The 21,809-nt window shown below is 60.8% G+C and carries 28 protein-coding genes; 19 read left to right on the top strand and 9 right to left on the bottom strand.

What is annotated here, in order from left to right:
- Nucleotides 1–185: 185 nt before the first annotated feature.
- On the bottom strand, nt 186–410 hold the full coding sequence (locus AAEZ05_RS05380) for a hypothetical protein (RefSeq protein ID WP_045060416.1): 225 nt from the start codon (nt 408–410) through the stop codon (nt 186–188).
- A 114-nt stretch (nt 411–524) separates the two neighbouring features.
- Complete coding sequence (locus tag AAEZ05_RS05375; RefSeq protein WP_045060417.1) at nt 525–1,265, bottom strand: response regulator; 741 nt, start codon at nt 1,263–1,265, stop codon at nt 525–527.
- Between the two features lie 178 nt (nt 1,266–1,443).
- Between AAEZ05_RS05375 and AAEZ05_RS05370 the strand changes: the two genes are divergently transcribed.
- Nucleotides 1,444–2,517, top strand: coding sequence for an alpha/beta fold hydrolase (locus AAEZ05_RS05370; RefSeq protein WP_350646752.1), 1,074 nt, complete (start codon nt 1,444–1,446; stop codon nt 2,515–2,517).
- Nucleotides 2,518–2,764: 247 nt separating this feature from the next.
- Here AAEZ05_RS05370 and ppnN read toward each other — a convergent pair whose 3' ends face one another.
- Nucleotides 2,765–4,138 (bottom strand): nucleotide 5'-monophosphate nucleosidase PpnN, encoded by a 1,374-nt coding sequence (ppnN, locus tag AAEZ05_RS05365; RefSeq protein ID WP_045060419.1) that lies wholly within the window; start codon nt 4,136–4,138, stop codon nt 2,765–2,767.
- Between the two features lie 229 nt (nt 4,139–4,367).
- Here ppnN and AAEZ05_RS05360 point away from each other — a divergent pair, with 229 nt between their 5' ends.
- Together AAEZ05_RS05360 and AAEZ05_RS05355 are read left to right on the top strand one after the other, a co-directional pair.
- Nucleotides 4,368–4,898 carry a DUF3087 domain-containing protein gene (locus AAEZ05_RS05360; RefSeq protein WP_350600125.1) on the top strand — a complete coding sequence of 177 codons (531 nt, stop codon included), beginning with the start codon at nt 4,368–4,370 and terminating at the stop codon, nt 4,896–4,898.
- A gap of 16 nt (nt 4,899–4,914) precedes the next feature.
- On the top strand, nt 4,915–6,492 hold the full coding sequence (locus tag AAEZ05_RS05355; protein ID WP_045060421.1) for a GGDEF domain-containing protein: 1,578 nt from the start codon (nt 4,915–4,917) through the stop codon (nt 6,490–6,492).
- A 2-nt stretch (nt 6,493–6,494) separates the two neighbouring features.
- Here the strand turns inward: AAEZ05_RS05355 and AAEZ05_RS05350 are convergent, their stop codons facing one another.
- The gene (locus AAEZ05_RS05350) at nt 6,495–6,869 is read right to left on the bottom strand and encodes a DUF2784 domain-containing protein (RefSeq protein ID WP_350646758.1); all 375 of its coding nucleotides are present in this window, start codon (nt 6,867–6,869) and stop codon (nt 6,495–6,497) included.
- Between the two features lie 136 nt (nt 6,870–7,005).
- On the opposite strand from AAEZ05_RS05350, the gene AAEZ05_RS05345 reads away from it, so the two are divergent.
- The 3 genes from AAEZ05_RS05345 to AAEZ05_RS05335 are packed head-to-tail and all read left to right on the top strand — an operon-like array spanning nt 7,006 to nt 8,217.
- Entirely contained in the window at nt 7,006–7,707 is a 702-nt protein-coding gene (locus tag AAEZ05_RS05345; protein ID WP_045060423.1) for an AzlC family ABC transporter permease, read from the top strand.
- Nucleotides 7,707–8,018 (top strand): AzlD domain-containing protein, encoded by a 312-nt coding sequence (locus tag AAEZ05_RS05340; RefSeq protein WP_205893361.1) that lies wholly within the window; start codon nt 7,707–7,709, stop codon nt 8,016–8,018. The genes AAEZ05_RS05345 and AAEZ05_RS05340 overlap by 1 nt, the downstream gene beginning before the upstream one ends.
- Nucleotides 8,019–8,070: 52 nt before the next feature.
- Nucleotides 8,071–8,217 carry a hypothetical protein gene (locus tag AAEZ05_RS05335; protein ID WP_177328566.1) on the top strand — a complete coding sequence of 49 codons (147 nt, stop codon included), beginning with the start codon at nt 8,071–8,073 and terminating at the stop codon, nt 8,215–8,217.
- Nucleotides 8,218–8,286: 69 nt separating this feature from the next.
- On the opposite strand, the gene AAEZ05_RS05330 is transcribed toward AAEZ05_RS05335, so the two are convergent.
- Together AAEZ05_RS05330 and AAEZ05_RS05325 are read right to left on the bottom strand one after the other, a co-directional pair.
- On the bottom strand, nt 8,287–8,559 hold the full coding sequence (locus AAEZ05_RS05330) for a hypothetical protein (RefSeq protein WP_045060425.1): 273 nt from the start codon (nt 8,557–8,559) through the stop codon (nt 8,287–8,289).
- Between the two features lie 208 nt (nt 8,560–8,767).
- Complete coding sequence (locus AAEZ05_RS05325) at nt 8,768–9,448, bottom strand: SOS response-associated peptidase (RefSeq protein ID WP_350600123.1); 681 nt, start codon at nt 9,446–9,448, stop codon at nt 8,768–8,770.
- Between the two features lie 594 nt (nt 9,449–10,042).
- Here AAEZ05_RS05325 and AAEZ05_RS05320 point away from each other — a divergent pair.
- A complete protein-coding gene (locus tag AAEZ05_RS05320) occupies nt 10,043–10,942 on the top strand; it encodes a polysaccharide deacetylase family protein (protein ID WP_350646751.1) in 900 nt (299 codons plus the stop codon).
- 108 nt (nt 10,943–11,050) lie between these two features.
- Nucleotides 11,051–11,290, top strand: coding sequence for a DUF1652 domain-containing protein (locus tag AAEZ05_RS05315; RefSeq protein ID WP_045062862.1), 240 nt, complete (start codon nt 11,051–11,053; stop codon nt 11,288–11,290).
- A gap of 26 nt (nt 11,291–11,316) precedes the next feature.
- On the opposite strand, the gene AAEZ05_RS05310 is transcribed toward AAEZ05_RS05315, so the two are convergent.
- Nucleotides 11,317–12,222 carry a LysR family transcriptional regulator gene (locus AAEZ05_RS05310; protein ID WP_350646750.1) on the bottom strand — a complete coding sequence of 302 codons (906 nt, stop codon included), beginning with the start codon at nt 12,220–12,222 and terminating at the stop codon, nt 11,317–11,319.
- 127 nt (nt 12,223–12,349) lie between these two features.
- Here AAEZ05_RS05310 and AAEZ05_RS05305 point away from each other — a divergent pair, with 127 nt between their 5' ends.
- The 8 genes from AAEZ05_RS05305 to AAEZ05_RS05270 all read left to right on the top strand — a co-directional run bounded on the left by AAEZ05_RS05305 (nt 12,350) and on the right by AAEZ05_RS05270 (nt 19,935).
- Nucleotides 12,350–13,498 (top strand): muconate cycloisomerase family protein, encoded by a 1,149-nt coding sequence (locus tag AAEZ05_RS05305; RefSeq protein WP_177328605.1) that lies wholly within the window; start codon nt 12,350–12,352, stop codon nt 13,496–13,498.
- A 10-nt stretch (nt 13,499–13,508) separates the two neighbouring features.
- A complete protein-coding gene (gene catC, locus AAEZ05_RS05300; protein WP_045062858.1) occupies nt 13,509–13,799 on the top strand; it encodes a muconolactone Delta-isomerase in 291 nt (96 codons plus the stop codon).
- Between the two features lie 51 nt (nt 13,800–13,850).
- Complete coding sequence (catA, locus tag AAEZ05_RS05295; protein WP_205893336.1) at nt 13,851–14,780, top strand: catechol 1,2-dioxygenase; 930 nt, start codon at nt 13,851–13,853, stop codon at nt 14,778–14,780.
- Between the two features lie 265 nt (nt 14,781–15,045).
- Entirely contained in the window at nt 15,046–16,005 is a 960-nt protein-coding gene (locus AAEZ05_RS05290) for an AraC family transcriptional regulator (protein ID WP_272873859.1), read from the top strand.
- 247 nt (nt 16,006–16,252) lie between these two features.
- Entirely contained in the window at nt 16,253–17,614 is a 1,362-nt protein-coding gene (benA, locus tag AAEZ05_RS05285) for a benzoate 1,2-dioxygenase large subunit (RefSeq protein ID WP_045062848.1), read from the top strand.
- Complete coding sequence (benB, locus tag AAEZ05_RS05280; protein ID WP_045062847.1) at nt 17,614–18,102, top strand: benzoate 1,2-dioxygenase small subunit; 489 nt, start codon at nt 17,614–17,616, stop codon at nt 18,100–18,102. Before benA ends, benB begins: the two co-directional genes overlap by 1 nt.
- Nucleotides 18,103–18,112: 10 nt before the next feature.
- A complete protein-coding gene (gene benC, locus AAEZ05_RS05275; RefSeq protein ID WP_045062844.1) occupies nt 18,113–19,126 on the top strand; it encodes a benzoate 1,2-dioxygenase electron transfer component BenC in 1,014 nt (337 codons plus the stop codon).
- Nucleotides 19,127–19,167: 41 nt separating this feature from the next.
- Nucleotides 19,168–19,935 carry a 1,6-dihydroxycyclohexa-2,4-diene-1-carboxylate dehydrogenase gene (locus AAEZ05_RS05270; RefSeq protein WP_350646749.1) on the top strand — a complete coding sequence of 256 codons (768 nt, stop codon included), beginning with the start codon at nt 19,168–19,170 and terminating at the stop codon, nt 19,933–19,935.
- A 21-nt stretch (nt 19,936–19,956) separates the two neighbouring features.
- Here AAEZ05_RS05270 and AAEZ05_RS05265 read toward each other — a convergent pair whose 3' ends face one another.
- The gene (locus tag AAEZ05_RS05265) at nt 19,957–20,319 is read right to left on the bottom strand and encodes an NUDIX hydrolase (protein ID WP_350600116.1); all 363 of its coding nucleotides are present in this window, start codon (nt 20,317–20,319) and stop codon (nt 19,957–19,959) included.
- A gap of 204 nt (nt 20,320–20,523) precedes the next feature.
- Here AAEZ05_RS05265 and AAEZ05_RS05260 point away from each other — a divergent pair, with 204 nt between their 5' ends.
- The gene (locus AAEZ05_RS05260; protein ID WP_045062838.1) at nt 20,524–20,715 is read left to right on the top strand and encodes an SPOR domain-containing protein; all 192 of its coding nucleotides are present in this window, start codon (nt 20,524–20,526) and stop codon (nt 20,713–20,715) included.
- 56 nt (nt 20,716–20,771) lie between these two features.
- Here AAEZ05_RS05260 and AAEZ05_RS05255 read toward each other — a convergent pair whose 3' ends face one another.
- The gene (locus tag AAEZ05_RS05255) at nt 20,772–21,011 is read right to left on the bottom strand and encodes a hypothetical protein (protein WP_045062836.1); all 240 of its coding nucleotides are present in this window, start codon (nt 21,009–21,011) and stop codon (nt 20,772–20,774) included.
- Between the two features lie 172 nt (nt 21,012–21,183).
- On the opposite strand from AAEZ05_RS05255, the gene AAEZ05_RS05250 reads away from it, so the two are divergent.
- Entirely contained in the window at nt 21,184–21,396 is a 213-nt protein-coding gene (locus AAEZ05_RS05250; protein ID WP_045062835.1) for a hypothetical protein, read from the top strand.
- A 74-nt stretch (nt 21,397–21,470) separates the two neighbouring features.
- The gene (locus tag AAEZ05_RS05245) at nt 21,471–21,806 is read left to right on the top strand and encodes a hypothetical protein (protein WP_045062833.1); all 336 of its coding nucleotides are present in this window, start codon (nt 21,471–21,473) and stop codon (nt 21,804–21,806) included.
- The last annotated feature ends 3 nt before the right edge of the window (nt 21,807–21,809 follow it).

Genomic DNA, 21,809 nt, shown 5'->3' with positions numbered 1-21,809 from the left:
TTGAACTGCACGGAATACTTGCCCATGGAAAAACCCCAAAAGTCAGGATATGTGTCCAACTTTTGGGGGTCAGCTCAAAGTGTGGGAGCAAAGCTTGCTCACGATAGCGTCAGTCAGCACACGGCAACGCTGAATGAGGATCCGTGATCGCGAGCAAGCTCGCTCCCACAAGGGCAATGGGCGGATCAATAACGCTGATATTTCGAACCAAACTCCGGCCGGTTCTCCGCAACATACAGTTTGCTTGCCTGATCGTCCTTGTGATCGACGCCCACCGTATTGACGTTCAAGGTAGCCGGTTGGCTGACCTGTGCAGCGCTAACCACTTGTGCGGTTGCGTGGGGGGCAGCGATGGCCGAAGTGGCACCCAGGACCGACAGGGCAAATCCAAGACCAATGATGATTTTCATGAGCAGCTCCAGAGCGTGGGAAGAAGATGTGGCCACTGTAGAGCTGCAGCCCGTCGATGAAAAAACACCCATGGGCATAGTCTTTATCAAGGATGTTGATCGGCCTGTGCTGATTCAGTCCTGTGCGCCGAGCATCTGCACCGGGTAGGAAAATACATACCCTTCACTGCGCACGGTCTTGATGTAGGTCGGCTCGCGCGAGTCATCCATCAAGCGTTGGCGCAACCGGCTGACCAGCAGGTCGATGGAGCGGTCGAACAGGTCGGCGTCGCGACCCTGGGTCAGGTTCAGCAATTGATCGCGGCTGAGCACGCGCTGGGGATGGTCGAGGAACACCCGCAACAGCCGATATTCGGCACCACTCAGGGCGACCATGGTGTCATCTTCGTCCAGCAGATGACGGGCGGTGGTGTCCAGGCGCCAGCGACCGAAGCCCAGCAAGCGGCCGCTTTCGCTGACCAGCAGGTTAGGCGGCAGCATCCGCGTGCGCCGTAGCACGGCGTTGATGCGGGCAAGCAGTTCGCGGGCGGAGAAGGGTTTGGTCAGGTAGTCATCGGCGCCCATTTCCAGCCCGAGAATTCGGTCGGTTTCATCGTTGCGCGCCGTGAGCATCAGGATCGGCGTCGCCTTGTGCTTGCCCGAGCGCAGTTCGCGACACAGCTGCAGGCCGTCGTCGCCGGGCAGCATGATGTCCAGCACGATCAGGTCCACCTGGTTGGCCTCCAGAAAGCTGCGCATCTGCCGTCCATCGGACACGACTGTGGTGCGCAAGCCGTTCTTCTTCAGGTAATTACCGACCAGCTCGCGGATCTCCCGATCGTCGTCGACAATCAGGATGTGGTTGACGTGTTCCATCGCTCGATTCTCTTGTTATTGAACTCTGGGTTTTGTATCGGACTGTATCCGTCGCACGGTGGGACACGTTATGTCGCGATAGCACAGGTTTTACGACACAACGTGGATACCTCGGGCCGGCCAAATAGGCTTCATCGAGAGCAGACTGCTCATCCGCCACCTGCAGGAGTCACCCGACGTGAACAACGCCTTGTCGACCATTACAACCGCTAAGCACCGGCGCCTGGTGGGGCCTTCGATCCTTGCTGCGGTGTTGCTGCAGTTGGGCCTCCTGGTTTCGGCCAACGTGCAGGCCAGCACCACCGCAACCGCAACCGCGGCGGCTACGGTCAGCACCAAAGTCGATCCATCTGCCGTGTTCGGCCCGTTGAAGCACGTCCAGGCGGGTCTGCTGAATGTAGCTTACGCCGAGGTGGGTCCGGCCGAGGGCCCCGTGGTCATTCTGCTGCACGGCTGGCCTTATGATATTCACAGTTACTCCGAGGTGGCACCTTTGTTGGCCGCGCAGGGTTATCGCGTGCTCATGCCTTATGCGCGGGGGTATGGCGATACACACTTTCTCTCCGACAAGACGCTGCGCAACGGCCAGCCTGCCGCACTGGCCAGTGATGTCATCGACTTCATGGACGCGCTGCAGATCAAGCGGGCCGTATTGGGTGGCTATGATTGGGGCGCACGTTCGGCAGACATCGTTGCGGCGCTCTGGCCGGAGCGAGTCGAAGCGTTGGTGGCGGTCAGCGGTTATCTGATCGGCAACCAGGCGGCAGGCAAGAACCCATTACCGCCCAAGGCCGAGTTGCAGTGGTGGTACCAGTTCTATTTCGCGACCGATCGCGGCCAGGTCGGGTATGAGAAAAATCGTCATGACTTCGCCAGGTTGATCTGGGAACTCGCCTCACCGAAGTGGGCCTTCGACGATGCCACGTTCGAGCGCAGCGCTGCAGCCCTGGACAACCCCGACCATGTAGCGATCACCGTCTTCAACTACCGCTGGCGCCTGGGGTTGGTACAAGGGGAAAGCCGTTACGAGGCCCTGGAACAGCAGCTGGCCAAGGCGCCCACCATCAGCGTGCCGACCATCGCCTTGGAAGGCGACGCCAACGGCGCGCCGCATCCAGCTCCCGAGGACTATGCGAAACGCTTCACCGGCAAGTATGAGTTCCGCTTGATCAAGGGCGGTATCGGCCACAACCTACCCCAGGAAGACCCGAAGGCCTTTGCCAAAGCAGTGATTGATGCCGATAAATTATGACCGGCTGAACGAGCGCTAACCTGTGGCAGCGGCCAGCATCGCTGCATCAGGTACACCGCCATCGCGAGCAGGCTCGCTCCCACAGAGATGTCCGCCGGACACAAATGCTGCGCACACCGTCAATCCCCTGTGGGAGCGAGCCTGCTCGCGATAGCAATCTCCCGGTCACATCAATGTCGAATCCGCAGACGCCATCGCGGGCAAGCCCGGCTCCCACAGAGATGTCCGGCGTACACAGATGCTGGTGCTAGGCCACCACTCGATAACACGGCACATACGCCGCGCCACCCGGCAGTTTCATCCGGTGCTGGGCGACGAAGGCCTTGAGCAGTTGATCCAGCGGCTGCATGACTGCGGCATCGCCACGGATCTGGTACGGCCCGTGTTCCTCGATCAGGCGGATGCCCTTGTCCTTGACGTTGCCGGCGACGATGCCGGAAAACGCCCGGCGCAGGTTGGCGGCCAGTTCGTGGGCGGGCAGGTCGCGGCTCAGGTTCAGGTTGGCCATGTTTTCGTGGGTCGGATCGAACGGGCGTTGCAGGCTTTCGTCGATCTTCAACAGCCAGTTGAAGTGGAACGCATCGTTACGCTCGCGGCGGAATTGCTTGACCGCCTTGAGGCCCTGGGTCATCTGCCTGGCGACTTCGGCCGGGTCGTCGATGATGATCTCATAGTGCTGTTTCGCCGCATCGCCCAGTGTTGCGCCGACGAACGCGTCCAGCTGCTCCAGGTAAGGCGCTGCATGCTTGGGCCCGGTGAGGATGACCGGGAAGGGCAGGCCTTCGTTGTCCGGGTGCATCAGGATGCCCAGCAGGTAGAGGAACTCTTCGGCCGTGCCGGCGCCGCCCGGGAAAATGATGATGCCGTGGCCCACTCGCACGAAGGCTTCCAGGCGTTTTTCGATGTCCGGCAGGATCACCAGCTCGTTGACGATCGGGTTTGGCGCTTCGGCGGCGATGATCCCCGGCTCGGTCAGGCCCAGGTAGCGGCCACCGTGGATGCGCTGCTTGGCGTGGGCGATGGTCGCACCCTTCATCGGGCCTTTCATCACGCCGGGGCCGCAGCCGGTGCAGATGTCCAGGCTGCGCAGCCCCAGTTCATGGCCGACTTCCTTGGTGTACTTGTATTCCTCGGTGTTGATCGAATGGCCACCCCAGCACACCACGATCTTCGGTTCGATGCCGGGACGCAGGGTGCGGGCGTTGCGCAGCAGGTGGAAGACGTAGTCGCTGATGCCCTGGGAATTGCTCAGGTCGATGCGTTGGCTGTCCAGCTCGTTTTCGGTATAGACGATGTCGCGCAAGGCGCTGAACAGCATTTCCCGGGTGCTGGCGATCATTTCGCCGTCGACGAACGCGTTGGCGGGGGCGTTCAGCAATTCGAGGCGCACGCCACGGTCCTGCTGGTGAATGCGGATTTCGAAATCCTTGTACGCTTCGAGAATGGTCTTGGCGTTATCAACGTGCGCGCCGGTATTGAGGATGGCCAGGGCGCATTGGCGGAAAAGGGTGTAAGTGCTGCCGGAACCGGCTTCGCTCAGTTGCTGGACTTCACGTTGGGAAAGGGTTTCCAGGCTGCCTTTAGGGCTGACAGAGGCGTTGATTACATGTCGTTGGGTCATTCAATGATCCTTAAAACGATGTCATTCACACGAAGGGCCGGTAAATGGCATCCGAATAGTGTGTATCCATGAAAGAAGATGGCACGAACTGCGCGGTATCGCCACGTTGCCCTTTGACGATGAAAAGATGAAAAGGAGCTCCAGCATAGCTAAATCTGTCGATGAGGCGATAATGCCCCGCAGTCTTTTGCCCCTCAATCTATGACCTGATGCAAGGAACCCTGTCGTAATGTTTGAAATCCAGCCAATGAACGCCCAGACCTATCGACAACAGACGCGGCGCAGCACGGTGATTATCGCCTTGGTGTTCCTGGTGCTGGCGATGCTGTTGTCGAGCGTGGCGGTGGCCGTATTCGGCGAGCCGGGCGGCGACAACATGCGCTTTAACGTCGGCGGGGTGTTCGTGGCGGTGTTGCTGATGATCGCGTTGATGCGTGGGCTGTTCTGGAGCCAGCCGTGGATGGCGGCCGCCGTGTATGGCTGGCAGCTAAAGCGCAGCCTGATGAGCATTACCAATGTCATGCATCAGGTGACGGCGGCGGTGGATCGCGATGATCCCCACGCGATGAAGTTGCTACGCTTCTATCATCTGGGGCTGACCCAGATGCATGAGCTGGACGGCAACTCCAGCGACCACGGGCAATTGAACCGCGAGATTGACCAGCACAAGGCGCGAATGGAAGCGCTGGGTATCGAAACCGGGCAGACACGACTGGATCCCGCCTGGATCGACGCCCTCAAGCAGACGCCGACACCATAAGAGGTCAGGGAATGACATGGGACAGCTGTCCATTAACGATCGACTCGATAACACCCAACCGGCCATGTTGTTGAACGGCAGCCAGGCGGTGTCCAGGCTGAAAATCCGCTCACTGGTGTTTTTCCTGATCGCCGTGTGCGTGTCGATGGCCACCGTCGCCGGCTGGGAAGTCTGGAACTCGCGCCAGTACCACCTGCGCGACAAGGAAGTGGCGATGTCCAACCTTGCGCAGGCCCTGGCCTGGCAGGCGCAGGCGTCAATCAAGCAGGCTGACACGCTGCTGCTGACGCTGGTCGAGCGTCTGGAAAACGAAGGCATCGAATCGGCGCGCCTGCCCAGGATGCAACGCCTGCTTGGGGTGCAGCGCCGGGAGCTGAGCCAGTTGCACGGCCTGTTTGTCTACGACCAGAGCGGGCAGTGGATCGCCAACTCCAACGGCGCCGGCCTGCCCAACGCCAATAACTCGGACCGGGAATACTTCATCTTCCACCGCGATCATCCTGATCGTGGACCGCACATCGGCCCGTCGATCAAGAGCCGCTCCAGTGGCGAATGGATCATGACGGTGTCGCGCCGGGTCAATCATCCGGACGGCAGTTTTGCCGGCGTGGCGCTGGCGACCATCCACCTGAGCCATTTCCTCGCGCTCTATGACAGCATCGACATGGGCCAGAACGGCGTGATCAACCTGATCGCCGATGACGCCACGATTGTCGTGCGCCGTCCGTTCAAGGAATCGGAAGTCGGCAGTAGTGTGGCCAATGGCCCGCTGTTTACCCAGTTGCTGCCGTTGGGGAACGCCGGGACGGCCAGGGTCCGGTCGGTGGTCGATGGCGTGGAACGGGTGGTGGGCTTTCGCCGGGTCGAAGGGTACCCGCTGATTGTATTCGCCGCGCTGAATCAGGACGAAGTGTTAGCCAGCTGGCGCGAGGCATCGCTGCTGAGTGCCGGCATCGTGGCCCTGTTCCTGGGGCTTCTGGGTGCCCTCGGTTACCGGCTGATCCGGCTGATGCAGCAGCAGAATCGCATTCAGAGTGTGCGGCTCGACGCCCAGGAAAAACTGCTCGAGGTCAATCGCGGCCTGGAGCTGCTCGCGCTGGAAGATGCCCTGACCGGCCTGTCCAACCGACGCCAGTTCGATCTGTTCATCCTGACCGAGATGCGCCGCGCCCGGCGCACCCAGACTCACCTCGCGCTGCTGTTGATTGATGTCGATCATTTCAAGCGTTTCAACGATCTGTACGGCCACGTGGCGGGCGACGCATCCTTGCGCAAGATAAGCTCGATCATCAACTCGCACATCAAGCGCCCAGGTGATCTGGCGGCCCGATACGGTGGCGAAGAGTTCACCGTGGTGCTGCCGGGCACCGACTATGTGGGCGCCTTCCTGGTGGCGGAAAAAATTCGTCGGGCGGTGCAGCTGGCGGCGATCGAACACAGCGAGGGCGTCGAAGGGGTGGTCACCGTCAGCGTCGGGGTCTGCGCCTGGGACCCGGCCGCGCATGAGCAGCCCGACGACCTGGTGCGTGCCGCTGACAGGGCGCTGTACGTGGCCAAGGCCAGTGGGCGCAACATGAGCGTGATCGACAAGTAGCTTCAGCGGCGCCCATCTCGTCGCAGACGCCTGACCAGCCGAAGGTAGACCCACAGGTTCAGCGCCAGCACCACGGCGCCCAGGCCCACCTGGATGCCCGGGGTGAGGCCGGCGGGATAGATCGCCGGCCAGATATAATGCTCGACGAAACCACCGCCGTAGCCGCTCTGGCCGGCGGCATCGCGCATGCGGTTCTCCCAGTCGGTCAGCGGGCACATCAGGTGAAAGACTTCCACCGAGATACCCCACGCGACCGCAGGCAGGTGCAGCACCGCCAGGTGGCGCCATTTGAGCACCAGCAGCCCGCCGAACAGCACGAACACAATGAACAGCAGATGAAACAGCACCAGCCCGTCGGCGGCGATTCGGTACAGCATGTGGGCTTCCCTGGGTGTGCCGGATGGACCGCACCATGTTACCCGGTCGATGGCCGGCAAATAACTCGAAATTGTGCATGCCTTCGCGGGTAAGTACTGGCAAAGTTGCAGGTCTTTTTTCCGGTCGCAGAACGTCATGTCCAACGCTCATATGCCCCGCAGCGCATTCCTGCGCGGCGCCGTGGCGATTCTTCCCTTGTCCCTGGCGACTGCGCCCTGGGGCCTGCTGGCCGGTTCCATGGCCATCGAAGCCAACCTCACGCCCCTGCAAGGCCAGGGCCTGTCGAGCATCGTGTTTGCCGGCGCGGCACAGCTGGTGGCCATCGGCATGCTCAAGGGCGGTGCCGGGATTTTCTCGATACTGCTGACCACGCTGCTGCTGACCTCCCAGCATCTGCTCTACGGCATGAGCCTGCGCTCGGTGATCTCACCGCTGCCGGGACGCTGGCGCGTGGGTCTGGGCTTTTTGCTGACCGACGAACTGTTCGCCCTGACCAGCCAGCATGACAAGCAGCAGTTCAATCGCTGGTACGCCCTTGGCGTCGGGTTGACGTTCTACGTGGCCTGGAATCTTTTCACCCTGGCCGGCATCGTGCTCGGCAGCAGCATCCCGGGGCTGGAGCACCTGGGCCTGGACTTCTCGATTGCCGCAACCTTCATTGCCCTGATCACCCCGGTGGTGCGTAACGTGCCCACGGTGGTGTGCGTCGCGGTGGCGCTGTTTTGTTCCGTGCTGTTCAGTTACTGGCAGTGGGGCTCGGCGCTGGTGCTGGCGGGGCTGGCAGGTATGACGGCGGGATTTATGTGCAACAAACTTTATCTGAGGCAAACAGCATGATGGTCTGGGCGGTGATATTCGGGATGGGTGCGCTGGTGTTCCTCAACCGCTACGTGTTTCTGGAGCCGCGCCTGCCCGTGCGCCTGAGCAGTAACGCCAGGCAGTTTCTCGGCTTTGCCGTGCCGGGCATGCTCACCGCCATCTGCGGGCCAATCGTGTTCATGCCGGACAAACAACTGAACCTGCAATGGGACAACCCGTACTTGCTCAGTTCATTGGTGGCGGTGGGGCTTGTGCTGTACACCCGCAGCACCTTGCTCAGCATGCTGTTGAGCATGGCGGTGTTCTTCGTGCTGCGTTGGTGGCTGTGAACCTGTTCTACGCTTAAACCGATTAACGATCCCTTCAGGAAGAGAGGCGAACATGGCGAATGAACCCAAGCAGCCGGACCCGGATGAGCCTACGCAAGAGGAAATAGAAGAGCAGAAAAAGCGTTCGACCCAAGACTGGAAACATGACGACAGTCGAGAACTCTCGGACCGTGATCAGGAGCGTCCGCTGAAACCTTGAAGCGTATCTTTCGCTCGCGGCGGCGCCTGCAAGCTTGTGTGCAGGCGCTGCCGCGATTCAGAGGGACGCTCAGACATCTTCCTGCTCGCAGAAATCGGGGTGCGTTGCCCGATAGCCCAACTTCCTGTCGATCCAGGCATTCAGTTCATTGACCATCACCGGCGGCTTGCCCGGGTAGAGCTGCAAGGTTGCGCGCAGCGTGGTATCGATATTGGGCACTGAGGCCAGGTCTCGGGTCTTGATGTATTGCCCGATGAAACAATCGAGTTGATAACGTTCCGTAGTCGAGAGGTGGACACACTCGACACTGCTGACTTGCTGGATGTAGGAATCGTCGCGCAACTGGGTTCTCTGCAAGGCTGGAGTTTCTGGGTTTTCCGTCCGTGGAAATGCGGCGCGCATGCTAGCGGCACTGCCCCTGAATGTATGTATGACAATTAAATTGTCAGACAGGCGGTTGGCGCGGCAAATGGCCATATTTCATTGGACTGTTACATGGGTGAAACACTATGTGTAACGTTGCGAGGGCCTGCAGATTTAACGGTTCCTGTCAGGCTAGCGGTTCGATCAATTCGGGGCCCTGGTTGCGCACATTGCCGACTGCCTTGCTGACCCGGAACCACTCGAACACTTCGCTGGCTTCACCTTCAAATAATGCCATCTGTTCGGCGCGTTCCCTGGGTGTGGAGGGGTCGAGCCATTCCTCGGCCAGTTCCGGCGATAACACGATGGGGCGGCGGTCGTGGATGTCGAGCATGCCGCCGGCGCTGTCGGCGGTCAGGATGACAAAGCCGTCCTCGGGGGTGGGTTCGGCGGCGGCTGCGGGAAACTGGCCAATGGCGGCGCAGTAGACCGGCGCCCGGTCCTTGCGGCGGATCAACCAGGGTTGTTTGCTACCGTCGCCGCTGTCGACCCATTCGAACCAGTTGTCTACCGGTACGATGGCCCGGTGCGGCCAGATGGGTCGGAAGTAGGGGCCGTGGGCGACCTTTTCCACTCGGGCGTTGATGGGTGGTGCGCGGTCTTTGGCCCAGTGCGGTCGCCAACCCCAGCGCACCAGGTCGGCGTGCAGTCCGTCGTTTTCCAGGTGGAGCAGGGCAAGACGGGTGGTCGGGGCGGCGTTGTAGCGGGCCAGGGGTTCATCGCCGATATGGTTGATCAGTGCGTCGGGGATGCTCAGTGCTGCGACAAAATCGTGGATGCCGCGGTATTGGGTCAGGCGTCCGCACATGGGTTGGTCCTCCGGTGGTCGGGTACATATCCGCTGCTGCAGTAATAGCTGGTTCCGCCCTTACGGCGCGCTACACCGTTCTTCTGTAAAAGCTGTCGAGAGAAACGAGGCTGCGATCTTTTGATCTTGCTTGTGTACATATCCATTGATGCGGTAACGGCTGCTTAGGGTTCCGCCCTTACGGCGGGTCACTTTGAACAGCGCAAAGTAACCAAACGCTTTCTGCCCCACCACTCGGCACCTCGCTCAGGCTCGGTGTGCCCTCACTCCGGCATTACTCCGCGGGTCGCCGCGATGGGCCATCCCTGGCCCAGCGCGGCTAAACCGGCATCCTTGCCGGTTTCCCCGCTGCGCAATGCCTGCGTTCGGCCAGCGTGGTTAACGGGGCGTCCGCGATCAAAAACCGAGCCGAGGCGGCCTTCGGGCCGACCAAGGCGTCAAGCAGGCGCGCTGCGCTTGTTTGTTCGTGCACCTCATTTGAAATGTGCACTTGTGAATAGTGATACCTGTGGGAGCAAAGCTTGCTCGCGATGGCGGCTTATCATTCACCATCAATGTAGACTGATCCACCGCATCGCCTGGCCAAGGCAAACCATGAAACAGCTGTACAAACTCCTCGCTCCACTGGTTCTAGCCACCGGGCTGGTCGGCTGCATTGCTGCGCCTATAGCAATGACCCCGCAAACCGAACAACGTTTAACGGCGCAATCCCCCATCCGCTTTTTACTGACCTTCGACGACGGCCCCAGTGCTTCAAGTTTCTGGAACCCGACGCTGACTGTTCTCGACAGCCTCGCGCAAAATCCGCTGCAACCGCACATCAAGGCGGTGTTTTTCGTGCAGACCCGGGCTTCCAGGGCCGGGGGCAGTGAGATTGGGCGCGAGGTCATGCGTCGGGAACAGGCTGAAGGTCATGTCATCGGCTTTCACACCGCCACCCCCGGACACAGCAACCATCGATCCCTGGACGATCAGGCGCTGGAGCAATCGCTCGCCAATGGCAGCGCCGATATCGCCGCGATCACCGGCGCGGCGCCTGTCCTGCTGCGGCCGCCGTTCTGGAGTTACGACAAGCGCACCTTCGCCGCCTATCAGCGGCACGGCCTGCACATGCTGCTGACGGACCTCAGTGCCAACGACGGCAAGATCTGGGGGTTTAACGCCAGCCCGCGGCGGCGATCGCATATGCTGCGTTCGATGTCCGAAGTTCGCGAGCGTATCGCGCAAGGTCAATTGCCGGTGGTGGACGGGGTGATTCCCGTGGTGGTGACCTTTCATGATCTCAACCGCTACACCGCAAGGCATGCGCGCGAGTATCTGCAGATTCTCCTCGACAGCGCCCGGGAGACAGGGGTGACGGTTGCGCAAAAACCTTTTTATGATGACACCGCTGCTCTGCAACGGGCCGCTCTGGCGCGCGCCGTGCGCGACAGTTCGCAGCCGGTGCAACTGCCGGGCCTGTGGAACTGGATCTGGTCTGGGGATTCACGCTGAAAAACGCTCAAAGTGAGAGCTGGATAACATTTGGCGTGCGCGCAATGGGCCAAGTGCATCTATCGTCAATGGGATCTTTTCCATTAACTGCCGCCAGAGTCGTCAGCCATGGTCCCCATTGCAGTCCTTTCCAGTATTGTGGAATCCGGTTTCGAGCCGCTGTCCTGTGAATGCACGGAGAGCCTGGGATTGCTGGAAATCACCGTATTCGATCCCGATACCCACGAGGTTGTGCTGCTGGTCCGCAATGTCTCCACAGCGGACCTGGCCACCATCCGCGACATCAACAACCTCATTGCCGAACTGCGCACGGAAATGAACGCCGGGCGCCGCGCGTTCGCCGGTTGAGCGCGCTTCCTGCCCCAGGCTGCAGGTCAGGTGTCCTGAGTGGATTCCAGCGCGCGCGGCAACAACTCATCGATCATCTGCAGGCAGTGCTTCAACCCCGGCGACACATCGCCGGTCCGCCGGCTGAGGATGATCGGTGAAGTCGCGTTGTCCTCCAGCAGTGCCGTAAACCCGATGTCGTCACGGTGCAACAACTGCACAGACGCCGGCACCAGGGTGACGCCGATGCCAGCCCCGACCAGGCCAATCGCGGTCTGCAGCTCATTGGTCCATTGTGCCACCTGGATGCTCACACCATAAGACTCGAACAGGGCGATCACATGGTCGGCATAACTTGGCCGCGGATTGCCCGGGTACAGTACGAACGGTTCCCTGGCCAGCTCCCGCAGGCTGATCGGCGCGCCCAGCAGTGGGTGGCCGGCGGGGAGGGCGGCGACCAGCCGGTCTTCGGTGAGCACGGTCTGGATAATGGCCGGGTCGTCGATGCGGATTCGTCCAAAGCCGATATCGATCCTGCCAGCCTTGAGGGCATGGACCTGCTGGAGCGTGGTCAATTCCGACAGCCCAAGTTCCAGCTCCAGTGGCTCGCCGCTGCGCAAGCGCCGGATCAATTCCGGCAGCACCCCATAAAGCGTCGATGGCGCAAAACCGATGCCCAGCCAGGTCTTTTCCCCCTGGCCTATGCGCCGGGTGTTGTCGCACACCTTGCCCAGCTGTTCCAGAAGCGCACTGGAATGTTCATGGAAGAACCGGCCGGCATCGGTCAACTTCAACGGCCGGCCGCGCTCCAGCAACATCACGCCCAGCTCATCCTCCAGCTGTTGAATCTGCCGGCTGAGGGGCGGTTGCGCGATGTGCAGCAGCTCGGCGGCGCGGGTGAAGTTGAGGGTTTTCGCCAGCACCTGAAAATAGCGCAGGTGACGCAGTTCCATGGAACCTCCAAAAGCTGATCGGCTGCATACCTTTAAGGTATCAAGTCAGACCAATTCTATATTGGCTTCCAGAAAAAAGCCGTACCAGAATCGGGTCCAGAACTCCAAGAACCTGACGGGTATCGAAATGCTTGCAACAGCCATTGAATCGATCGAGACGATCATCGTCGATCTGCCGACCATTCGCCCGCACAAGCTGGCCATGCACACCATGCAGAACCAGACGCTGGTGATCATTCGCGTGCGTTGCGCCGACGGCATCGAAGGCATCGGCGAAGCCACCACCATCGGTGGCCTGGCGTATGGCAACGAGAGCCCGGACAGCATCAAGACCAACATCGACCGCCACTTCGCACCGCTGCTGCTGGGCCAGGACAGCGCCAATGTGAATGCTGCAATGTTGCGCCTGGAGCGCAGCATCCGTGGCAACACTTTCGCCAAGTCAGGTATCGAAACCGCCTTGCTCGACGCCCAGGGCAAGCGCCTGGGCCTGGCGGTCAGCGAATTGCTCGGTGGCCGGGTGCGCAATGCGCTGCCGGTGGCCTGGACCCTGGCCAGTGGCGATACCGCCAAGGACATCGCCGAAGCGGAGCAAATGCTCGACCTGCGCCGCCATCGCATCTTCAAGTTGAAAATCGGCGCCGGTGAAGTCAATCGCGACCTGGCGCATGTGATCGCCATCAAGAAAGCCCTGGGTGATCGCGCCAGCGTCAGGGTGGACGTCAACCAGGCCTGGGACGAAGCGGTGGCCATCCGTGCCTGCCGAATTCTCGGCACCAACGGCATCGACCTGATCGAACAGCCGATCTCGCGCAACAACCGCGCCGGCATGGCGCGCCTGAACGCCATGAGCCCGGCGCCGATCATGGCCGATGAATCCATCGAATGTGTGGAAGACGCCTTCAACCTGGCCCGTGAGGGCGCCGCGTCGATCTTCGCCCTGAAGATCGCCAAGAATGGCGGCCCGCGCGCAGTGCTCAAGACCGCGGCCATCGCCGAAGCGGCAGGTATTGCGCTGTACGGCGGCACCATGCTCGAAGGCGGCATCGGCACCATGGCCTCGGCCCAGGCGTTCATCACCCTGAACAAACTGGCCTGGGACACCGAATTGTTCGGCCCGTTGCTGCTGACTGAAGACATCCTCAGCGAACCGCTGGAGTATCGCGATTTCGAGTTGCATGTACCGACCACCCCGGGCCTGGGCCTGAAACTGGACGAAGAGCGCCTGGCGTTTTTCCGCCGCGACAAGTCTTCCACTGTTCTTCATCAAGTCTGAGGAGTGCATCATGCTGTTCCACGTAAAGATGACCGTGAACCTGCCGGTCGACATGAATACCGAGTTGGCCACCAGGCTCAAGGCTGACGAAAAGGCCTTCTCCCAGCGCCTGCAAGACCAGGGCAAGTGGCGCCACATTTGGCGCATTGCCGGGCTGTATGCCAACTACAGCGTGTTCGACGTCGACAGTGTCCAGGAACTGCACGACCTGCTGATGCAATTGCCGCTCTACCCGTACATGGCGATCGAAGTCACCGCGATGTGCCGGCATCCTTCGTCGATTCGCGAGGATGACCGCTGAACCCAGCCTGTTCAGTTCGCTACGCTAATAATTACAAGATGAGGAACCACCATGAACGTCAAGATTTCCCACACTGCTGCTGCCCAGCAATTTCTCGAAGAAGCCAGCGGCCTGCACAACGATGCTGGCAGCCCGCGGGTCAAGGCGCTGATCTACCGCATCCTGCGTGACTCGGTGAACATCATCGAAGACCTGGCGGTAACGCCGGAAGAGTTCTGGAAAGCCGTCAACTACCTCAACGTGCTGGGTTCGCGCCAGGAGGCCGGGCTGGTGGTCGCGGGCCTGGGGCTGGAACACTATCTGGATCTGTTGATGGATGCCGAAGACGAGCAGGCCGGCAAGGCTGGCGGCACCCCGCGCACCATCGAAGGCCCGCTGTACGTGGCCGGTGCCCCTTTGTCCAACTTCGAGGCTCGACTCGACGATGGCATTGATCCGGGCGTGCCGCTGTTCATGCAGGGCCAGGTGCTCAATACCGCTGGCGAACCTCTGGCAGGTGCGGTGGTAGACGTCTGGCAGGCCAATACCGGTGGGACTTACTCCTACTTCGACAGCAGCCAATCGGAATTCAACCTGCGCCGGCGCATTGTGACCGACGCCGAGGGTCGTTATCGCTTCCGCAGCATCGTGCCGTCCGGCTACGGCTGCCCACCGGATGGCCCGACCCAGCAACTGCTCGACCAACTGGGCCGTCACGGCCAGCGCCCGGCGCATATCCATTTCTTCATCTCGGCCGCAGACCATCGCCACCTCACCACCCAGATCAACCTGGACGGCGATGAGTACCTGCACGATGACTTCGCCTACGCCACCCGTGACGAGCTGATCGCCAAAATCACCTTCAGCGAAGACCAGGCCCGCGCTGCGGCCTACGGTGTCAGCGGCCGCTTTGCTGAAATCGTCTTCGACTTCACCCTGCAGTCCTCGGCCCAGCCGCAAGAGCAGCAACGCATGGAGCGGGTTCGCGCACTCGAAGACTGATCCAACCTGCAGGAGCCCGGCTTGCCCCCGATGGCGATGGTGAATGTGATGCCGCCATCGCTGGCAAGCCAGGCTCCCACAGGGGCCCGGGTGTGCGCGGGATTTTGGCTCGCCACAAATCTGCAGGAGCCAGGCTTGCCGGCGATGGCGATGCATAAGGCTCCTGCAAGATTTGCCCGCTCCCACGTGTCGGTCAACTCGTACATCGGTGCCGGTACTGCTCTAGAATGACCAGAACATCTATAACAACAACGAGAGTGACCCGATGATGCACGCGCAACTGTTGAGTCAGCGCAGCACGGTATTCGACCAGGCCGACCCCTACGCCGTGTCGGGCTACGTCAATCAGCATGTTGGCAACCATTGCATCCTGATGCCCCGTGCCGGGCAACCCCTGGCCAGTCTCAATCATCGCAAATTCGCCAGCCTCGACCTGTGCCGTATCAGCTACGGCGGCAGCGTTCGCGTCACCTCGGGCGCGCTGGAAACCATCTATCACCTGCAAGTGTTATTGCGCGGCAATTGCCTGTGGCGTGGTCACGCCCAGGAGCATTACTTCGCCCCCGGCGAATTGCTGCTGATCAACCCCGACGATCCGGTGGATCTGACCTATTCCGACGATTGCGAAAAATTCATCCTCAAAGTCCCTGCCTCGTTGCTGGAGTCGGTCTGCGACGAGCAGCGCTGGCGTTATCCGGGGCAGGGCGTACGGTTTCTGGAAAACCGCTACCAGCTCAATGAACTGGAAGGTTTCGTCAATCTGCTGGCGATGATTTGCCAGGAGGCCGAGGCCACCGAGCAGATTCCCCGGGTGCAGGAGCACTACACGCAGATCATCGTCAGCAAGATGCTCAGCCTGATGAAGACCAACGTCAGCCGCCTGGAACTCGGTTCGCAGGCTGCGACGTTCGAAGCGATTGCCGATTTCATCGCCCGCAACCTCAAGCACGACATCGACAGCGAGGAACTCGCGCGCCAGGCCAGCATGAGCCTGCGTTCGTTATATGGCCTGTTTGAACGCAACGCCTGCACCACGCCGAAAAACTACATCCGCCAGAAGCGCCTGGAACGAGTCAACGCTTGCCTCAGTGACCCGACCTGCATCGTGCGCAACGTCACCGAAGTGGCGATGGATTACGGCTTCCTGCACCTGGGACGGTTCTCCGACAGCTACCGCAAACAATTCGGCGAACTGCCCTCGGACACCCTCAAGCGCCGGCATTGAACCCGCAAACACCACCAATACCTCTGTAGGAGCTGTCGAGTGCAACGAGGCTGCGATCTTTTGACTTTGCTTTTCAAGATCAAAAGATCGCAGCCTCGTTGCACTCGACAGCTCCTACGCAGCTCCTACGCAGCGGCCCCACAGAGCTGCACTAAACGGATACAGGTCTGCACCCTGCGGATAGTCCGTCCCGTCCCCCTGTCCTAGCATGGCCCTGCCTGAAATAAAAACAATGGAGGCGGCGGCCATGACCCTGCGACCCGAATACCTGCAATCCCTGCTTGAAGACGATCCAGAGCAGGGCATCTATCGCTGCAAACGCGAGATGTTCACCGACCCGCGGCTGTTCGACCTCGAGATGGAACACATCTTCGAAGGCAACTGGCTGTACCTCGCCCACGAAAGCCAGATCCCCAACAAAAACGATTTCTACACCACCACCATGGGGCGCCAGTCGATCTTCATCGCGCGCAACAAGGACGGTGAACTCAACGCCTTCATCAACGCCTGCAGTCACCGCGGCGCGATGCTGTGCCGGCACAAATCCGGCAACAAGAGCTCCTATACCTGCCCGTTCCACGGCTGGACCTTCAACAATTCCGGCAAGCTGCTCAAGGTCAAAGACCCGGCGGCGGCCGGTTACCCGGCGAGCTTCAACTGCGAAGGCTCCCACGACCTGACCCGTGTCGCCCGTTTCGAATCCTATCGCGGCTTCCTGTTTGGCAGTCTCAAGGCCGACGTAGTCCCGCTGGTGGAACACCTTGGCGAATCGGCCAAGATCATCGACATGATCGTCGATCAATCCGCCGATGGCCTGGAAGTGCTGCGCGGTTCCTCCAGCTACATCTACGAAGGCAACTGGAAACTCACCGCGGAAAACGGTGCCGACGGTTACCACGTCAGCTCCGTGCACTGGAACTATGCGGCCACCCAGAACCAGCGCAAGCAGCGCGAGGCCGGCGATACCAACCCGACCATGAGCGCCGGCAGCTGGGCCAAGCAGGGCGGTGGTTTCTATTCCTTCGACAAGGGGCACATGCTGCTCTGGACCCGCTGGGCCAACCCGGAAGACCGCCCACTGTACGAGCGCCGCGACGAGCTCGCCCAGGACTTCGGCAAGGCTCGCGCCGACTGGATGATCGAGAACTCGCGCAACCTGTGCCTGTACCCCAACGTGTACCTGATGGACCAGTTCAGCTCGCAGATCCGCATTGCCCGGCCGATCTCGGTCAACCGCACGGAAATCACCATCTACTGCATCGCGCCTAAAGGCGAAAGCGATCACGCGCGCTCCAGCCGCATTCGCCAGTACGAGGACTTCTTCAACGTCAGCGGTATGGCGACGCCGGACGATCTCGAAGAGTTTCGTTCCTGCCAGACCGGTTACCAGGGCAGCGTCACCGCCTGGAACGACATGTCCCGTGGTGCCGAGCACTGGGTCGAAGGCGCCGATGAGGCAGCCAGGGAAATCGACCTGCAGCCGTTGCTCAGCGGCGTGCGCACCGAAGACGAAGGTCTGTTCGTGCTGCAGCACAAGTACTGGCAGCAGACCATGCTCAAGGCGCTGGCCGCCGAGCAGGCGAAGCTGATCGACGTGGAGACAGTGTGATGACCATTACCTACGAATCCGTGCGCGATTTCCTCTACCGCGAAGCGCGCTACCTCGACGATCGCCAGTGGGATGAATGGCTGGAACTGTACGCGCCGGACGCGACCTTCTGGATGCCGTCCTGGGACGACAACGACGAGCTGACCGAGGACCCGCAGCGGGAAATCTCGCTGATCTGGTACGGCAATCGCACCGGCCTTGAAGACCGCGTGTTCCGCATCAAGACCGAACGCTCCAGCGCCAGCGTGCCGGACACCCGCACCTCGCATAACCTGAGCAACATCGAACTGCTGGAACAGGCCGACGGCATCTGCAAGGTGCGCTTCAACTGGCACACCCTGAGCTTTCGCTACAAGACCGTCGACAGCTACTTCGGCAGCAGTTTCTACACCCTGGACATGCGCGGTGACAACCCGCTGATCAAGGCCAAGAAAGTGATCCTGAAGAACGACTATGTTCGTCAGGTCATTGATGTCTACCATTTGTGAGGCCGTCGCCATGACTCATTCCATCGCATTCAATTTCGAAGACGGCGTCACCCGGTTCATCGACGCCAATCCAGGTGAAACCGTGGCCGATGCCGCGTATCGCCAGGGCATCAACATCCCGCTGGACTGCCGCGACGGGGCCTGCGGTACCTGCAAGTGTTTTGCCGAAGCCGGTCGTTATGACTTGGGCGAGGAATACATTGATGACGCCCTGACTGCCGACGAAGCCGAACAGGGTTTTGTCCTCACCTGCCAGATGCGCGCCCAGAGCGACTGCGTGGTGCGGGTGCCGGCTTCCTCGGATGTCTGCCGCACCCGGCAGGCCAGCTTTGAAGCAACCATCAGCGCCGTGCGCCAGCTGTCCGACAGCACCATTGCGCTGTCGATCAAGGGCGAAGCCCTGAACAAACTGGCGTTCCTGCCGGGGCAATATGTGAACCTTGGGGTCCCGGGCAGTACCCAGACCCGCGCCTACTCCTTCAGCTCGCTGCAGCATGACGGCGAAGTGAGCTTCCTGATTCGCAACGTGCCTGGGGGGCTGATGAGCAGTTTTCTCACCGGCATGGCCAAGGCCGGCGACAGCATGAGCCTGGCCGGGCCATTGGGCAGCTTCTACCTGCGCGACATCCGTCGTCCGTTGTTGCTGCTGGCCGGTGGCACCGGGCTGGCGCCATTTACAGCGATGCTGGAGAAGATCGCCGAGCAGGGCAGTGAGCATCCGTTGCACCTGATTTATGGCGTGACCCATGATTTCGACCTGGTGGAACTCGATCGCCTCGAAGCCTTCGCCGCCCGCATCCCCAACTTCAGCTTCAGCGCCTGCGTGGCCAGCCCTGACAGCCAGCACCCGCTCAAGGGCTATGTGACCCAGCACATCGAGCCACGGCATCTGAACGATGGTGACGTAGACGTCTACCTGTGCGGCCCGCCGCCGATGGTCGAGGCGGTCAGCCAGTACATTCGCGAACAGGGCATCGCCCCGGCCAATTTCTACTACGAGAAATTCGCCGCCAGCGCGGCGTGAGCCCGTAAAAGAACTGCTGCACCTGAGCCATCGAGGTACACATGAACAGATTCCACGAAAAAGTCGCCCTGATCACCGGCGCCGCGCAAGGCATCGGCCGGCGGGTCGCCGAACGCATGGCGGCCGAAGGTGCGCGACTGATCCTGGTCGACCGCTCCGAGCTGGTGTTCGAGCTGCAAGAGCAACTGGGCCAGGGCAGTTTCGCGCTGACCGCCGATCTCGAGCAATACAGCGAATGCGAGCGCGTGATGCAGGCCGCCGTTGAACGTTTTGGTCGCCTGGACATCCTGATCAACAACGTCGGCGGGACGATCTGGGCCAAGCCTTTCGAGCACTACGAAGCGTCGCAGATTGAAGCCGAAGTGCGTCGCTCGCTGTTCCCGACTCTGTGGTGCTGCCATGCCGCACTGCCGTTCATGCTGGAGCAGGGCAGCGGGGCGATCGTCAACGTCTCCTCCATTGCCACTCGCAGCATCAACCGTGTGCCCTACGGTGCGGCGAAAGGCGGGGTCAACGCACTGACCGCGTGCCTGGCGTTCGAAACGGCCGGGCGTGGCGTTCGCGTCAATGCCACGGCCCCCGGCGGCACCGATGCGCCGCCACGGGTCATCCCGCGCAATAACGCCGAACAGAGTGCCGAAGAGAAGGTGTGGTACCAGCAGATCGTCGACCAGACGCTCGATAGCAGCCTGATGAAACGCTATGGCACGCTTGATGAGCAGGCAGGTGCGATTCTGTTCCTGGCCAGCGACGACGCCTCCTACATCACCGGCATGGTCATGCCCGTGGGTGGCGGCGACCAGGGCTGACTGGCCCAGGCATGAGCAACCCTAGAGCCGACGCTGGAACGCCCTGACGATGCGCAGCGTGGCATCGCTGGTGCTCAGATTGTGCACCGAATCGAGCGGGTGCCAGATGCAGTCGACGATTTCATTGGTCGGCCGCGCGACCTCGTAATCCACCACCGACGCTTCGTACACGTGGTGACAGGTGTCGCCGGATTCCAGTGCCATCAGGTACAAAAGCTCGTCGACCCCCAGGCTGGTTTCCTCCTGAAGCTCGCGTCTGGCCGCGTCCGCAACGGTTTCGCCGCGCTCGACCTTGCCTCCGGGCAGGGTCCAGCGGCATCTATGCTTGCGTACCAGAAGTATGTGGCGATCCTGCTCGCAGATAACGGTGGCGCGTACTTTCATGCTCTATCCAGATATTGGCTGTCACAATAATGTCATGAAACTGCAATATTCAGACCGTGCAGCGTAGGGTTTCAGATGATTGGAGCCCGGGAGGAGGGTGAAAGTGCAATCGCTGTCGTCACGACGTCTGGTCAGTACGTTCGCCAGGAGCAGGTGTAAGGTAGGGAGGTCAATCCTGGAGATGATCGCGCAACGGAGGTTGTCATGAGTGTACCGATGCTAAACAAGATGCATATGAACGGTTACGACGTGCTCAGCGTGAACAATGGCCCTTGGCGTGTCTGCACCAAAGGCGACCGTCTGGGCGCGTTTGCCAGCCGCGAGGAGGCGCTGGCCTTTGCGGCGTCCTTGCCCGGCTACCGCGACAGATCGCCCAGACCTGCCACTAAACAGTAGCGGCTTGCGTTAAATGTGCGGTGGCGGGGGAGCATGCTCCCTCGCCACCCGTTCGCTCAGTGCGCCTGGGTGCGCGTGATCGCCCTGGCCTTCACTTCCCCGGCATACTGCGCCAGGCGCTCTTCATCCCCTTGAAGCACTTCACACAGGCGCTTGGCGGCTTTGGCGTCCACCTCGTTGCCCGCCTGCTGGAATTGCTCGGCAATGCGCAAAAGCTCTACCGCCGACCAGCGCAGGTCCGAGGCAACGCCCTGCAAGTCCCGCCGAAGTTGCTGTTCCGATTCGTTAAGCCACATGCTGACCTCCTGCAATGATTCTCCGTCTCGGAATACTAGACCCTTTTCACCGTGACGGAAGTTGTGTCGCTGCGCGCAGGCGTTTGCCTTTGGTCGGGAAGATTAAGCGAGCCCGCAGCGGCGCTGTCGTATTGGAGTAGCGATTTCGCGCTGTGTCAGAGGTCACTTTCAAATGACGACCACCGATGATTTCAGGTTTCACGCCCATGAGCTGATCGTTGATCTGGATACGGCCACCACGGAAATGATGAAGCTGATCTCCGCCCATCAGCTCAGCGGCCCGGAGTGGGAGCGGGTCACTCAATGGCAACACGAGGCCTATGAGCGCTGGATGAATTACCTGAATGCGCGAACTTACGAGACGCCCGATAACAACGGGCAATGATGAGCTTTTGTGTATCAGATGGATGTCTGCGCCGGCACGCGCTACATTTTCCTTTTTAAGCGAAGGAAACCTTCATGCGGATGCTCATCGCAGGAATCATGCTGGCGACACTGGCGGGTTGTTCATTGCCCGCTTCCGTCGTGCCCGGTGAACCGAACGTCAGCAAGTACAGCGAGAAGCCACCCAAGGAGTACGCCGCGTGCGTCTTGCCGTTATGGCAGAAGCAAGTCTCGGCCACGCGCCAGACCTCGATCTCCAACGGCTACCGGATCAATGCCCCCGGCATGATCACCGCAGACGAGATCCTCGATATCGTGAAGAACAAGAATGGCAGCCGCGTGTCCCTGTACCAGGGGCCGCCCTGGGCCAAATCCGGCGCGCTGCGTCAGGCCGTGCGCGACTGCCTGTAGGCT

It is taken from the genome of Pseudomonas sp. HY13-MNA-CIBAN-0226 (assembly GCF_040310305.1).
GTDB classification, from domain to species: Bacteria; Pseudomonadota; Gammaproteobacteria; order Pseudomonadales; family Pseudomonadaceae; genus Aquipseudomonas; species Aquipseudomonas gregormendelii.
This window is presented reverse-complemented; position numbering and strand designations above follow the sequence as displayed.

Coding starts and splice junctions, on each gene's coding strand:
- AAEZ05_RS05270 (WP_350646749.1), top strand. CDS start 19,168: ATGAACAGATTCCACGAAAAAGTCGCCCTGATCACCGGCGCCGCGCAA.
- benA (WP_045062848.1), top strand. CDS start 16,253: ATGACCCTGCGACCCGAATACCTGCAATCCCTGCTTGAAGACGATCCA.
- catA (WP_205893336.1), top strand. CDS start 13,851: ATGAACGTCAAGATTTCCCACACTGCTGCTGCCCAGCAATTTCTCGAA.
- ppnN (WP_045060419.1), bottom strand. CDS start 4,138: ATGACCCAACGACATGTAATCAACGCCTCTGTCAGCCCTAAAGGCAGC.
- AAEZ05_RS05335 (WP_177328566.1), top strand. CDS start 8,071: ATGGCGAATGAACCCAAGCAGCCGGACCCGGATGAGCCTACGCAAGAG.
- catC (WP_045062858.1), top strand. CDS start 13,509: ATGCTGTTCCACGTAAAGATGACCGTGAACCTGCCGGTCGACATGAAT.
- AAEZ05_RS05305 (WP_177328605.1), top strand. CDS start 12,350: ATGCTTGCAACAGCCATTGAATCGATCGAGACGATCATCGTCGATCTG.
- AAEZ05_RS05315 (WP_045062862.1), top strand. CDS start 11,051: ATGGTCCCCATTGCAGTCCTTTCCAGTATTGTGGAATCCGGTTTCGAG.
- benB (WP_045062847.1), top strand. CDS start 17,614: ATGACCATTACCTACGAATCCGTGCGCGATTTCCTCTACCGCGAAGCG.
- AAEZ05_RS05345 (WP_045060423.1), top strand. CDS start 7,006: ATGTCCAACGCTCATATGCCCCGCAGCGCATTCCTGCGCGGCGCCGTG.
- AAEZ05_RS05380 (WP_045060416.1), bottom strand. CDS start 410: ATGAAAATCATCATTGGTCTTGGATTTGCCCTGTCGGTCCTGGGTGCC.
- benC (WP_045062844.1), top strand. CDS start 18,113: ATGACTCATTCCATCGCATTCAATTTCGAAGACGGCGTCACCCGGTTC.
- AAEZ05_RS05255 (WP_045062836.1), bottom strand. CDS start 21,011: ATGTGGCTTAACGAATCGGAACAGCAACTTCGGCGGGACTTGCAGGGC.
- AAEZ05_RS05320 (WP_350646751.1), top strand. CDS start 10,043: ATGAAACAGCTGTACAAACTCCTCGCTCCACTGGTTCTAGCCACCGGG.
- AAEZ05_RS05310 (WP_350646750.1), bottom strand. CDS start 12,222: ATGGAACTGCGTCACCTGCGCTATTTTCAGGTGCTGGCGAAAACCCTC.
- AAEZ05_RS05250 (WP_045062835.1), top strand. CDS start 21,184: ATGACGACCACCGATGATTTCAGGTTTCACGCCCATGAGCTGATCGTT.
- AAEZ05_RS05265 (WP_350600116.1), bottom strand. CDS start 20,319: ATGAAAGTACGCGCCACCGTTATCTGCGAGCAGGATCGCCACATACTT.
- AAEZ05_RS05340 (WP_205893361.1), top strand. CDS start 7,707: ATGGTCTGGGCGGTGATATTCGGGATGGGTGCGCTGGTGTTCCTCAAC.
- AAEZ05_RS05350 (WP_350646758.1), bottom strand. CDS start 6,869: ATGCTGTACCGAATCGCCGCCGACGGGCTGGTGCTGTTTCATCTGCTG.
- AAEZ05_RS05375 (WP_045060417.1), bottom strand. CDS start 1,265: ATGGAACACGTCAACCACATCCTGATTGTCGACGACGATCGGGAGATC.
- AAEZ05_RS05260 (WP_045062838.1), top strand. CDS start 20,524: ATGAGTGTACCGATGCTAAACAAGATGCATATGAACGGTTACGACGTG.
- AAEZ05_RS05290 (WP_272873859.1), top strand. CDS start 15,046: ATGATGCACGCGCAACTGTTGAGTCAGCGCAGCACGGTATTCGACCAG.
- AAEZ05_RS05245 (WP_045062833.1), top strand. CDS start 21,471: ATGCGGATGCTCATCGCAGGAATCATGCTGGCGACACTGGCGGGTTGT.
- AAEZ05_RS05325 (WP_350600123.1), bottom strand. CDS start 9,448: ATGTGCGGACGCCTGACCCAATACCGCGGCATCCACGATTTTGTCGCA.
- AAEZ05_RS05360 (WP_350600125.1), top strand. CDS start 4,368: ATGTTTGAAATCCAGCCAATGAACGCCCAGACCTATCGACAACAGACG.
- AAEZ05_RS05355 (WP_045060421.1), top strand. CDS start 4,915: ATGGGACAGCTGTCCATTAACGATCGACTCGATAACACCCAACCGGCC.